This is a genomic window from Serpentinimonas raichei, assembly GCF_000828895.1.
GTDB classification, from domain to species: Bacteria; Pseudomonadota; Gammaproteobacteria; order Burkholderiales; family Burkholderiaceae_C; genus Serpentinimonas; species Serpentinimonas raichei.
Window position 1 is genome coordinate 2,537,875 of record NZ_AP014568.1, and the last position, 11,106, is coordinate 2,548,980.

9 protein-coding genes, 2 tRNA genes and 1 rRNA gene are annotated in these 11,106 nt (G+C 63.2%); 6 read left to right on the forward strand and 6 right to left on the reverse strand.

The window, feature by feature from the left end; all coding sequences use genetic code 11:
- The first annotated feature begins 3 nt into the window (after positions 1 to 3).
- Positions 4 to 1,464 (forward strand): helicase HerA-like domain-containing protein, encoded by a 1,461-nt coding sequence (locus tag SRAA_RS11785; protein ID WP_045532921.1) that lies wholly within the window; start codon positions 4 to 6, stop codon positions 1,462 to 1,464.
- A gap of 9 nt (positions 1,465 to 1,473) precedes the next feature.
- Here SRAA_RS11785 and SRAA_RS11790 read toward each other — a convergent pair whose 3' ends face one another.
- From SRAA_RS11790 to SRAA_RS11800, 3 genes are all read right to left on the reverse strand, one after another.
- A complete protein-coding gene (locus tag SRAA_RS11790; protein WP_045532922.1) occupies positions 1,474 to 1,803 on the reverse strand; it encodes a BTH_I0359 family protein in 330 nt (109 codons plus the stop codon).
- 99 nt (positions 1,804 to 1,902) lie between these two features.
- Positions 1,903 to 2,682 (reverse strand): DUF3108 domain-containing protein, encoded by a 780-nt coding sequence (locus SRAA_RS11795; RefSeq protein WP_045532924.1) that lies wholly within the window; start codon positions 2,680 to 2,682, stop codon positions 1,903 to 1,905.
- A gap of 5 nt (positions 2,683 to 2,687) precedes the next feature.
- Positions 2,688 to 3,071, reverse strand: coding sequence for a TraR/DksA family transcriptional regulator (locus tag SRAA_RS11800; RefSeq protein WP_045532927.1), 384 nt, complete (start codon positions 3,069 to 3,071; stop codon positions 2,688 to 2,690).
- Between the two features lie 153 nt (positions 3,072 to 3,224).
- Here SRAA_RS11800 and SRAA_RS11805 point away from each other — a divergent pair, with 153 nt between their 5' ends.
- Entirely contained in the window at positions 3,225 to 3,917 is a 693-nt protein-coding gene (locus SRAA_RS11805) for a PhaM family polyhydroxyalkanoate granule multifunctional regulatory protein (RefSeq protein WP_082040117.1), read from the forward strand.
- Here SRAA_RS11805 and tgt read toward each other — a convergent pair.
- Positions 3,823 to 5,019: a tRNA guanosine(34) transglycosylase Tgt gene (gene tgt, locus SRAA_RS11810; RefSeq protein ID WP_045533853.1), complete on the reverse strand. Its 1,197-nt coding sequence runs from the start codon at positions 5,017 to 5,019 to the stop codon at positions 3,823 to 3,825. The two genes, SRAA_RS11805 and tgt, sit on opposite strands and share 95 nt — an antisense overlap.
- Before the next feature lie 106 nt (positions 5,020 to 5,125).
- Between tgt and SRAA_RS11815 the strand changes: the two genes are divergently transcribed.
- Entirely contained in the window at positions 5,126 to 6,559 is a 1,434-nt protein-coding gene (locus tag SRAA_RS11815) for a bifunctional enoyl-CoA hydratase/phosphate acetyltransferase (protein ID WP_045532931.1), read from the forward strand.
- A gap of 7 nt (positions 6,560 to 6,566) precedes the next feature.
- Here the strand turns inward: SRAA_RS11815 and SRAA_RS11820 are convergent, their stop codons facing one another.
- Positions 6,567 to 7,268, reverse strand: a complete 702-nt coding sequence (locus SRAA_RS11820) for a DUF3334 family protein (RefSeq protein WP_045532933.1) — start codon at positions 7,266 to 7,268, stop codon at positions 6,567 to 6,569.
- Positions 7,265 to 8,389: a tRNA preQ1(34) S-adenosylmethionine ribosyltransferase-isomerase QueA gene (queA, locus tag SRAA_RS11825; protein ID WP_045532935.1), complete on the reverse strand. Its 1,125-nt coding sequence runs from the start codon at positions 8,387 to 8,389 to the stop codon at positions 7,265 to 7,267. Before queA ends, SRAA_RS11820 begins: the two co-directional genes overlap by 4 nt.
- 639 nt (positions 8,390 to 9,028) lie before the next feature.
- Here queA and SRAA_RS11830 point away from each other — a divergent pair.
- The 3 genes from SRAA_RS11830 to SRAA_RS11840 all read left to right on the forward strand — a co-directional run bounded on the left by SRAA_RS11830 (position 9,029) and on the right by SRAA_RS11840 (position 10,976).
- A 16S ribosomal RNA gene (locus SRAA_RS11830) occupies positions 9,029 to 10,563 on the forward strand.
- A gap of 119 nt (positions 10,564 to 10,682) precedes the next feature.
- A tRNA-Ile gene (locus SRAA_RS11835) sits at positions 10,683 to 10,759 on the forward strand.
- A 141-nt stretch (positions 10,760 to 10,900) separates the two neighbouring features.
- A tRNA-Ala gene (locus SRAA_RS11840) sits at positions 10,901 to 10,976 on the forward strand.
- Positions 10,977 to 11,106: the final 130 nt, after the last annotated feature.

Consider the following 11,106-nt stretch of genomic DNA (forward strand, 5'->3'; position numbering starts at 1 on the left):
TTGATGCCTGAACCCCTGCCCATCGCCCAAAACCGGGCCACTGCCTGCCACCTGCTGCCGGGCTTGGCGAACCGCCACGGCCTCATCACCGGGGCCACCGGCACCGGCAAAACGGTGACGCTGCAAAGCCTGGCCGAGCAGTTTTCGCGCATCGGGGTGCCGGTGTTCATGGCCGACGTCAAGGGCGACCTGGGCGGCATCAGCCAGCCGGGGCAGGTGGGCGAAAAATTGGCCAAGGTGCTGGCCGAGCGCGGCTTGGCGCTGCCCGAACCGCTGGCTTGCCCGACCACGCTCTGGGATGTGTTCGGTGAGCAGGGGCACCCGGTGCGCGCCACCGTGAGCGACATGGGGCCGCTGCTGCTGGCGCGCATGCTCGACCTCAACGACACCCAAGCCGGGGTGCTCAACCTGGTGTTCAAGGTCGCCGACGACCAAGGTCTGCTGCTGCTCGACCTCAAAGACCTGCGCGCCATGCTGCAACACGTGGGCGAGAACGCGCGCCAGTTCACCACCGAGTACGGCAACGTGAGTGCAGCCAGCATCGGAGCGATCCAGCGCGGGCTGCTGCAAATCGGGGAGCAAGGCGGCGAGGCCTTCTTTGGCGAGCCCATGCTCGATTTGTCCGACTTCATGCAGACGGTGGGCGGCCAAGGCGTGATCAACCTGCTGGCGGCCGACCGCTTGCTGCAGGCACCGCGCCTGTACGCCACTTTTTTGCTCTGGATGCTGTCGGAGCTGTTCGAGCAACTGCCCGAGATCGGCGACCCCGAAAAACCCAAGCTGGTGTTCTTTTTCGACGAGGCGCACCTGCTCTTCAAAGACGCGCCCAAGGTGCTGGTCGAGCGCATCGAGCTGGTGGTGCGGCTGGTGCGCTCCAAGGGCGTGGGGGTGTACTTCGTGACCCAAAATCCGCTCGACATCCCGGATGCGGTGCTGGGCCAGTTGGGCAACCGCATCCAGCATGCGCTGCGCGCCTTCACCCCACGCGACCAAAAAGCGGTGCGCGCCACCGCCCAGACCATGCGCCCCAAGGCGGGGCTGGACATCGAAGCCGCCATCACCGAGCTGGCGGTGGGCGAGGCGCTGGTGAGCCTGCTCGACGCCAAGGGGCGCCCCTGCGAAACCGAGCGCGCCTACGTGCTGCCGCCGGGCAGCCAGCTCGGCCCGATCACGCCGGCGCAGCGCCTGGCCTTGCGGCAAAACTCCCTGGTGGCAGGGGTTTATGAAAAGGTGCTGGACCGCGAGAGCGCCTACGAGCTGCTGCGCCAGCACGCGCAGACGGCGGCAACCGGTGCTGTGGTGGGGGCAGCCAACCGAGCCGCTCCGGGCGCTGCAGCCCGCCAAAGCCCCGGGCTGCTGCAAACCGTGGCGCAAACGGCGTTGCGCGCCGCAGCCAGTTCGGTGGGGCGGCAACTGGTGCGCGGGGTGCTGGGCGGCTTGCTCGGGGGTGGTCGGCGGCGCTAAGGCCAAGCCTCAGTGCACCGCGACGGGTGTTTGGGCCAAGGTGGCGTACCCTTCCAAGGTGTCTTCCACTTCCTCTTGCGTGGGGGCGTCGCGCTGCCACGTGTGAATCTGCTGCTGGAACAACTCGGCCCATGAGCCGTCAAGGTAGACTTCCTTGCCGGAGCGCTTGTCGACGATCTCAAAGCCGTGGCGCGGCATCTGGTGCGCGGTGGGGGCATGGACAGCCCCTGCTGTTTGCCCATCCGGATCCGCTGGCGCGAGCACCTGCGGCCGCACCGCATCGGCATGCGCCAAAATGTGGACCACCACAAAGGTGTCGGAGTCGTAGAGGGTTTGCATAGATGTACTGTGCGCCGAATCGGGAAACCCTGCAAGTCCGCGGGTTGCGGCCGTGTCAGAAGCCTCCTTGCAAATTAGATGGGGCCTCAGCGCGTTGGTTCAAGCCGTGGGCAGTCGAAGCAGGCGCTGGTCGGCCCAATCGCCGTCCGGCTCTTGCAACAAGATGCGCACCGGCAGGTAATGCACCGCTTCGGCCAGCCACAGGCTCAGGCGGGTGTCGTCGGGCTGCGTGTCGTGACGTTCCAGCCGCCAAGCCGACAGGGGGCCGGCAGGGGTTTCGATTTGTTCCAGCGCGCGCAGGCGCAGCGTCCAAGGCTGCACCCCGGAGGGGCCCAGCACGGGCACGCTCCACACCGTGTCCAGTACCGGTGTCTGGCGTTGCAGCCGGCGCGCGAGCTCGAAAAACAAACTGACCCGGTCTTGGGTGCCGGTTTGCAAGGGGCCGACGCGCTCGGCCTCGGAGTCGCGCTGGTGCCGATAGCGCAGCGCCGCCCAATCGAGATCGAAACGGCGTGTGCGCCGGGTTTGGTCGCTGAACTCGGTCGGCTGCAAGCCATCGGGCAGCAGCCGACCGCGCGAACGCTGGGTGCGCCCTCCCACCAAGGGCAAGCGCATCTGCAAGCTGGCCTCGTACTGGCCGCTGCGCATGAGCCACTGCAGTTGGCCACTGGCGCGCACCGGCATGCCACTGATGCGCGCACCCACTTCGTAGTCGAGCGCCAAACGTTCAGGCCAAGCGTAGGCCCCGCGATGGCCTGAAGGGGCGGTTGGGTTGCCGTGCGCCATGCCGCTCCACGCAGCGCCCAAAGCCAACGCCGCCAGCAGGCACTGGCGCCGGGTGGGCTGGCCAGTCGGGCGTTGGGTGGGGTCGGTGTGCACGGCGCTTACATCGAAGGGTGGGTCTCGCCACGGGCCTGCTCAAACTGGCCTTGGCAAACCACGCAGCGCTCTGCGGTCGGGTTGGCGTGCAGGCGAGCCGTCGGAATATCGACCCCGCAGGCCGTGCACAGGCCGTAGCTACCGGCCGCGATGCGCTTGAGGGCTGCGTCGATGGCGGTGAGGGCATCGGTCTCGCGCGCGTCGATCGACATGGCCAGATCGCGTTCGGCCTCGTTTTGCGCCCGGTCGCCGCTTTGCACGTCGTGCCGGTCTGGCGCCGCTTCGGCACGGCCGATCTTGCCGCCACGCTGGACGCGCAGTTGCGCAATCAACTCGGTGCGCATGTGTTGCAACTGAAGCGCGAAGGTGTCGGAAATGTTCTGGCTCATGGTTCGGTCTCCTGCTTGATGGATTTCATTGTGAGGCAAAACGCAGCACAACGGCTTTGATCCCGGTCAATCTCTGGCGCCAGATGGGCCAGGATGCACACGAAGGCGCCAAGCTGTGGCATGCTGCAGGCTGGCCACCACGAGGAGCACCGCATGACACAACCCGAAGCCTTTGAATTTGCCCGCACCTTACCGGGCTTTGAGTTTTTGAGCAATCTGGGCCGCCAAAGTGCCGCCAGTGCCGCTGGTTTGGGCAGCGCAGCCAGCGCCGTGCCGGGCCTGCCCCCCATGAGCCACTGGATTGCCCCGGTGTTCGACCCCGAGGAGTTGGATAAGCGCATCCAAGACTTGCGCACGGTGCATTTCTGGCTCGACCAGAACACCAAGGCGCTGGCGGCCACCATCCAGGCGCTGGAGTTGCAAAAAATGACGCTGCTCACGCTCAAAAGCATGAATGTGAGCATGCAGGAAATGGCCGATGCGTTCACGGTCAAGCCGTCTGCACCCGAAGCCCCTGCCGCCGCAGCCCAAGCGCCGGGGTCGAGCGATGCCGCGCCCCCCGCCGTCGATCCCATGCAGTGGTGGAGCGCCCTGACCGAGCAGTTTCAGACCATCGCCAACGGGGCGCTGCGCGACATGTCCGAGCACGCCAGCCGCGCCGCCGAGCAGATGGCGCACAGCGTGCAAGCCGGCACCGAAGCCATGGCCAGCGCGCAAGCGGCGGCGGCCAAAGCCGAGGCCGCTGCCGACGCTACACCCCGCGCGAGCGATCCGCCGCAAAGCGCAAGCGCCAAGCCGCAAAAACGCCGCCCTCCAGCGCCGCGCGCACCTCGCGCATCAAGTTGAGGTAATAGTGCAGGTTGTGGATGCTGGCCAGCATCGGGGCCAGCATTTCGCCGCAGCGCTCCAGGTGGTGCAAATAAGCGCGTGAAAAGCCGCCCCGCCCGCCTTGCTCCCAGCTCAGGCCATCGGGCCCGGCGCAGGCGCTGCAGCTGCAGGAAGGGTCGATCGGTTGCGGGTCGTGGCGGTGCCGGGCGTTGCGGATTTTCAGGTCGCCATAGCGCGTGAACAGGGTGCCGTTGCGCGCGTTGCGGGTCGGCATCACGCAGTCGAACATATCGACCCCGTCGGCCACGCCCTGCACCAAATCTTCGGGCGTGCCCACCCCCATCAGGTAGCGCGGTTTGTGCGCTGGCAGCCGGTGCGGGGTGTGGGCCATGATCTGGCGCATCAGCTCCTTGGGCTCGCCCACGCTCACACCGCCGATGGCGTAGCCGGGCAAATCCAGCTCCACCAGCGCCTGCAAAGATTCCAGCCGCAGGTGCTCGAACATTCCGCCTTGCACGATGCCAAACAGGGCGTTCGGGTTTTGCAGCCGCTCGAACTCGGCCTTTGAGCGCCGCGCCCAGCGCAGGCTCAGCGCCATGCTGGCGCGCGCCTCGGCCTCGGACGTCACATGGCCGCTGCCGCCTTGGGTCGCGCCCTCACCCTGCCAGTAGGGCGTGCATTCGTCGAACTGCATCGCAATGTCGCTGTCGAGCACGGTCTGGATCTGCATGCTCACCTCGGGCGAGAGAAACAGCTTGTCGCCATTGACCGGGCTGGCAAACTGCACCCCCTGCTCGCTGATCTTGCGCATCGCCCCCAGGCTCCAGACCTGGAAGCCGCCGGAATCGGTCAGAATGGGTGCGTGCCAGTTCTCGAAGCGGTGCAAGCCGCCAAAGGTCTGTACCACCTCCAGCCCTGGGCGCAGCCAGAGGTGAAAGGTGTTGCCCAGAATGATCTCTGCCCCCATCTGCTGCAGGCTCTGGGGCAGCACCCCCTTGACGGTGCCGTAGGTGCCCACCGGCATGAATATCGGGGTTTGCACCACGCCGTGGCGCAAAGTCAGGCGGCCACGGCGGGCGTGGCTGGCGGGGTCGGTGGCAAGGCGTTCAAATTGCAGCATGGGCGCGATTGTCGCCCAGCCGAGCGCATGGGGTTTGCACCCGGTCATCGAATTGAGCGATCGGCAAGCTATGCTGTCATCCCGCTCATCCAACCCCGCTGGTCTTATGAACGATTTGCACCCATTGGCCGCCGACTGGCTCGAAAACCACACCTTCGATGAACTGCAAATCGGCCAGAGCGCGCGCCTGCTGCGCACCCTGATGCTGCAAGACATTCAGGCCTTTGCCGCCGTTTCGGGCGACACCAATCCCACGCACCTCGACCCGCAATACTCGGCCGATACCCGCTTGCACGGGGTGGTCGGGCACGGCATGTGGGGCGGCGCGCTGATCTCGGCGCTGCTGGGGACCCAGTTTCCGGGGCCGGGAACGATCTACCTGGAGCAGCAACTCAGCTTCCTGCACCCCGTGCACATTGGCGACTCGCTGGAGGTGCTGCTCACCGTCGCCTCCAAAGACGAGGCCAAAAAGCGCGTCGAACTCGACTGCGCCGCCACCAACCAAAACGGGGTGCGCGTGTTGCAAGGCGTGGCCCGGGTGCTGGCCCCAACGCTAAAGTTGCGCCTGCGCCGGCCCGATCTGCCGCGCCTGCAGTTGTCCGACCCCGAGGCCCGCTTGCGCGAGCTGCTGGCGCTGGGCCGTGGGCTGGAGCCGGCGCGCTGCGCGGTGGTGCACCCCTGCGATGCCGGCTCCTTGCAAGGGGCCGTGGATGCCGCGCGCGCTGGCTTGATTACCCCGGTGCTGATCGGGCCCGAGCCGCGGCTGCGGCGCCTGGCCGCCGAAGCCGAGCTGGATTTGTCGCCCTACCAGATCATGCCTGCGGCGCACAGCCACGAAGCGGCCGAAATCGCGGCCGACTTGGCAGCCAAGGGCGAAGTCGAAATGCTCATGAAAGGCAGCCTGCACACCGACGAGCTGATCGCCGCCGTGTTGCAGCGCAAAGAGCTGCGCACCGGGCGGCGCATGTCGCACGTGTTTCGCTTCGACGTGCCGCTCTACAGCAAGCCGCTGCTCATCACCGACGCCGCGCTCAACATCCGCCCCAGCCTGGGCGAGAAGGTCGATATCGTGCAAAACGCGATCGACTTTGCGCGCATCATGGGTGTGGAGCAGCCGCGGGTAGCGATTTTGTCGGCGGTCGAGACCGTCAACCCCAACATCCCCTCCACCATCGACGCCGCCGCCTTGTGCAAAATGGCCGACCGGGGCCAGATCAAGGGTGGCGTGCTCGACGGCCCGCTGGCCTTCGACAACGCCATTTCGGCCCAGGCCGCGGCCATCAAGCACATCGAATCGCCGGTCTCGGGGCAGGCCGATATTTTGCTGGTGCCCGACTTGGAGAGCGGCAACATGCTGGCCAAGCAGCTCGAATACCTGGCCGGGGCCAGCGGTTCCGGCATCGTGCTCGGGGCGCGCATTCCCATTGCGCTCACCAGCCGCGCCGACGGGCCGCAGGCGCGCGTGGCCTCGGCGCTGCTGGGCTTGCTAGTGGCCAACAACGCGCGCCGCCACCAGCCGCGCACAGACTGGCGCCGCTGAGCAGCGCTTACATCCCGAGCGAGCGCAGCAGTTCGTCGGTGGCGTTATCACCGCCGCCCTTGTTCGGCTGCGGTGCGCTGGCAGTGGCATGCTTGGCAGCGGCCTGCTCCATCAGTTCATCCGGGTTCGGGGCTTCTTGCGGCTCAAAATCGTACAGCCGCACAAACTCGGTGCGGTCGGTGGCCAGCTCCAAGTAAAAAATGTGGTTCTTGCTGGTGTAAAACGTCACGCGCCGCGCCTCCGGCTGGTCCAAGTGCGCATCCACACTCAGCACCACCTGCTTGCTCAACACCAGCATCTTGGGTTGGCTCTGGGAGATGTAGGTGTGCAGTTCGCGCTGCACCTTGCTGGTGAAATCGCCCAGCACCTGGTTCATCAGCTCGCCCATCACGTTGCCGACTTCGTCCGAGGTGTGCGAATTGGCCAAGTCCGCCCGCGCCATGCCCATGCTCAGCAGGTAGCTGTGGTAAATCTCCAGCGCCGCCGGAGCACTGAAGTTGAGGATCACCAGCCCTGAAAAACCGCCATCAAACAGCACGAAGCAGCCAATATCGGGCTTGAGGCAGGTCTTGTGGATGCGCTGCACCATGCCCGAGTAGCTGACCGGGCTGTTGGTGGCCACGCCCAGCACCTTGGTGACCGAGTTGCACAGGCTGGTCAACAGGTCTTCGGTGTTGAATACGACTTCGGTGCGTTGGATGGCGTTCATGGGGGGGGCGATGGGGTAGTGGAAAGGCCGCTCAGGCGCGCGCGCTGCAGCAGCATCGAGTCGCCGTAGCTAAAAAAACGGTAACGCTGTGCCACCGCATGTCGGTACAGCGCCATCACATGATCGTAACCGGCAAAGGCCGTCACCAGCATCATCAGGGTGCTCTTGGGCAAGTGGAAGTTGGTGATCAGCCGATCAACCAAGGCAAACTCAAAGCCCGGCGTAATATAGAGCGCGGTGTCGCCCGTGGCCTCCCCCGTGCGCGCCCAGCTCTCCAGTGAGCGCACCGAGGTGGTGCCCACCGCGACGATCTGCCCCCCGCGTGCGCGCGTTTCTTGGATGGCATCTTGCGTCGCTTGCGGAATCTGGTACCACTCGCTGTGCATCACGTGCTCGGCAATGTTCTCGCTCTTGCAGGGCTGAAACGTACCGGCCCCGATGTGCAGCGTCACGCTGGCGCATTGAACCCCATGCGCTTGCAGCGCATCCAGCACCGCCTGATCAAAATGCAGCGCCGCCGTCGGGGCCGCCACCGCCCCCGGATTCTTGGCAAACACCGTCTGGTAGCGCGCTTCGTCCTCCTCGCTGTCGGTGTGCTCAATATAAGGCGGCAGCGGAACATGCCCATGGGCCGCCATCAGCGCGTACGGCTCTTCACTCAAGCTCAGGCGAAACAGCGCACCGTTCGCGTCGGGCCAGCGGCCAAGCAGGGTTGCCCGCGCCACGAGGGCATCTCCAGTGCGGTTCCAAAGCAGCAACTCGGTACCCAGCGCCGGCTTCTTGCTCACCTTCATGTGCGCGATCACCTCATGGCGCGGGCCACCGAGCACGCGCTCGAGCAGCAACTCGAAGCGACCACCGCTGGGCTTCTCCCCATACAGGCGAGCCTTCACGACGAGGGTGTCGTTAAACACCAGCAAATCACCCGCGCGCAGCAGGCCGGGCAAATCGCGGAACACCCGGTCCGCTGGGTCGAGGCCAGTGCCATCGAGCAAGCGCGCCGAGCTGCGCTCAGGGCACGGATGTTGGGCAATCAGTTCGGGTGGGAGTGCATAATCAAAGTCGCTCAAGGTGTAGGAGCGATGGGTGGCCGGTGTGGCCGGGTGAGTGGTGTGGTTCATGGGTGGCTTGAGGGTCGGACAGACCCGTTCCAAGTGGACAAGGCTGCGATTGTGCCAAGCTCCGACGGCAGCACCCGTGCACTGCCACACGGCGCGAACGGTGCAGCATGTGCAAAGCCCCCAGCAACCGACCAAGCCCCCATCCTCACGGAGCCAGCAGTGAGGCAGGGTGTGCAAAAATTTTTCGAGAAAATCCAGAAAAAGTCTTGACGATCACGCCGAACGTGCCATAATTCAAGGCTTCGCTGGACGCACAGAGTAGCAAGGCGGGCCGATACAGAGCAATGCAGGCGCAAGCCTACTGACACTCTAGTCCGCTAGCGTGACAAGGTCGTTACAGAGAAGTGGCAAAAAATTTGCAAAAATTTTCGCCAGACACCCAAAACTGTGTCATAATTCAAGGCTTCGCTGATCGCAGCGAGTCTGAGGTAGATGAGAGAGAGGTTGGTGCTGAGGCGCTGACGTTATTTTGAGTTTGCTGTTGATCGTTAACAAGTTACAGCCGATAAGCGTGGGCGTTTGGATGTGGTTACGCGAGGACAGTTCTTCGGAACAAGTTCTTCGGAACGACAAAAAACGCTCATGAGACAGTTTGGAGTGGAAACACTTCAATTCCGTTGAATTGAGTAAATCAAGATCGAACTATAGAGTTTGATCCTGGCTCAGATTGAACGCTGGCGGCATGCCTTACACATGCAAGTCGAACGGTAGAGGGGCAACCCTTGAGAGTGGCGAACGGGTGAGTAATGCATCGGAACGTGCCCAGTCGTGGGGGATAACGCAGCGAAAGCTGTGCTAATACCGCATGTGATCTGTGGATGAAAGCAGGGGACTTGGTAGCAATACTGGGCCTTGTGCGATTGGAGCGGCCGATGTCAGATTAGCTAGTTGGTAGGGTAAAAGCCTACCAAGGCGACGATCTGTAGCTGGTCTGAGAGGACGACCAGCCACACTGGGACTGAGACACGGCCCAGACTCCTACGGGAGGCAGCAGTGGGGAATTTTGGACAATGGGCGCAAGCCTGATCCAGCAATGCCGCGTGCAGGACGAAGGCCTTCGGGTTGTAAACTGCTTTTGTACGGAGCGAAACGGTCTGGGTTAATACCCTAGGCTAATGACGGTACCGTAAGAATAAGCACCGGCTAACTACGTGCCAGCAGCCGCGGTAATACGTAGGGTGCGAGCGTTAATCGGAATTACTGGGCGTAAAGCGTGCGCAGGCGGTTTTGTAAGACAGGCGTGAAATCCCCGGGCTCAACCTGGGAATGGCGCTTGTGACTGCAAAGCTAGAGTGCGGCAGAGGGGGATGGAATTCCGCGTGTAGCAGTGAAATGCGTAGATATGCGGAGGAACACCGATGGCGAAGGCAATCCCCTGGGCCTGCACTGACGCTCATGCACGAAAGCGTGGGGAGCAAACAGGATTAGATACCCTGGTAGTCCACGCCCTAAACGATGTCAACTGGTTGTTGGTCCTTAGCTGGATCAGTAACGAAGCTAACGCGTGAAGTTGACCGCCTGGGGAGTACGGCCGCAAGGTTGAAACTCAAAGGAATTGACGGGGACCCGCACAAGCGGTGGATGATGTGGTTTAATTCGATGCAACGCGAAAAACCTTACCCACCTTTGACATGGCAGGAAGGCTCCAGAGATGGGGCTGTGCTCGAAAGAGAACCTGCACACAGGTGCTGCATGGCTGTCGTCAGCTCGTGTCGTGAGATGTTGGGTTAAGTCCCGCAACGAGCGCAACCCTTGCCATTAGTTGCTACGAAAGGGCACTCTAATGGGACTGCCGGTGACAAGCCGGAGGAAGGTGGGGATGACGTCAAGTCCTCATGGCCCTTATAGGTGGGGCTACACACGTCATACAATGGCCGGTACAAAGGGTAGCCAACCCGCGAGGGGGAGCCAATCCCATAAAGCCGGTCGTAGTCCGGATCGCAGTCTGCAACTCGACTGCGTGAAGTCGGAATCGCTAGTAATCGTGGATCAGCATGTCACGGTGAATACGTTCCCGGGTCTTGTACACACCGCCCGTCACACCATGGGAGCGGGTCTCGCCAGAAGTAGTTAGCCTAACCGCAAGGAGGGCGATTACCACGGCGGGGTTCGTGACTGGGGTGAAGTCGTAACAAGGTAGCCGTATCGGAAGGTGCGGCTGGATCACCTCCTTTCTGGAAAATCCAAGCGCAATCCCATTTAGGCGCCCACACTTATCGGTTGTTTGAGTTAGTCGCCAGCGCTGCGGGCTGTCAAAAGAGAGCCTGCAGGAGCAATCCAGTTGGCCGACTTGGGGTCTGTAGCTCAGCTGGTTAGAGCACCGTCTTGATAAGGCGGGGGTCGTTGGTTCGAGCCCAACCAGACCCACCAAGTTTACGTATTGACTGCTGCAAACCTCCTTGAGGAGTGCAATAGGCAACGAGGCAGATGAGGTCGTCAGGCAAGGCGTGACAGCGCGCCGCATAGCAGCGCTATGCAAACGCTGCGGCAACGCAGCATTACGCCCTCAGAGGGGGATTAGCTCAGCTGGGAGAGCACCTGCTTTGCAAGCAGGGGGTCGTCGGTTCGATCCCGTCATCCTCCACCAAACAACCTCTGCGCACACAAGCGCAGCAAATTGGACCCAACATCCAAGCGTTTGCCACGGGCGAGCATTTGGATGTTGATGTTTCATCGACAAAACGCCGCCAGTGCAAACTGCGGCAACGGCTGTTCTT

Bases quoted from the DNA above. Each gene is read 5' to 3' on its own strand.
- SRAA_RS11815 (WP_045532931.1), top strand. From the start codon at position 5,126: ATGAACGATTTGCACCCATTGGCCGCCGACTGGCTCGAAAACCACACC.
- SRAA_RS11785 (WP_045532921.1), top strand. From the start codon at position 4: ATGCCTGAACCCCTGCCCATCGCCCAAAACCGGGCCACTGCCTGCCAC.
- SRAA_RS11805 (WP_082040117.1), top strand. From the start codon at position 3,225: ATGACACAACCCGAAGCCTTTGAATTTGCCCGCACCTTACCGGGCTTT.
- SRAA_RS11790 (WP_045532922.1), bottom strand. From the start codon at position 1,803: ATGCAAACCCTCTACGACTCCGACACCTTTGTGGTGGTCCACATTTTG.
- SRAA_RS11820 (WP_045532933.1), bottom strand. From the start codon at position 7,268: ATGAACGCCATCCAACGCACCGAAGTCGTATTCAACACCGAAGACCTG.
- tgt (WP_045533853.1), bottom strand. From the start codon at position 5,019: ATGCTGCAATTTGAACGCCTTGCCACCGACCCCGCCAGCCACGCCCGC.
- queA (WP_045532935.1), bottom strand. From the start codon at position 8,389: ATGAACCACACCACTCACCCGGCCACACCGGCCACCCATCGCTCCTAC.
- SRAA_RS11800 (WP_045532927.1), bottom strand. From the start codon at position 3,071: ATGAGCCAGAACATTTCCGACACCTTCGCGCTTCAGTTGCAACACATG.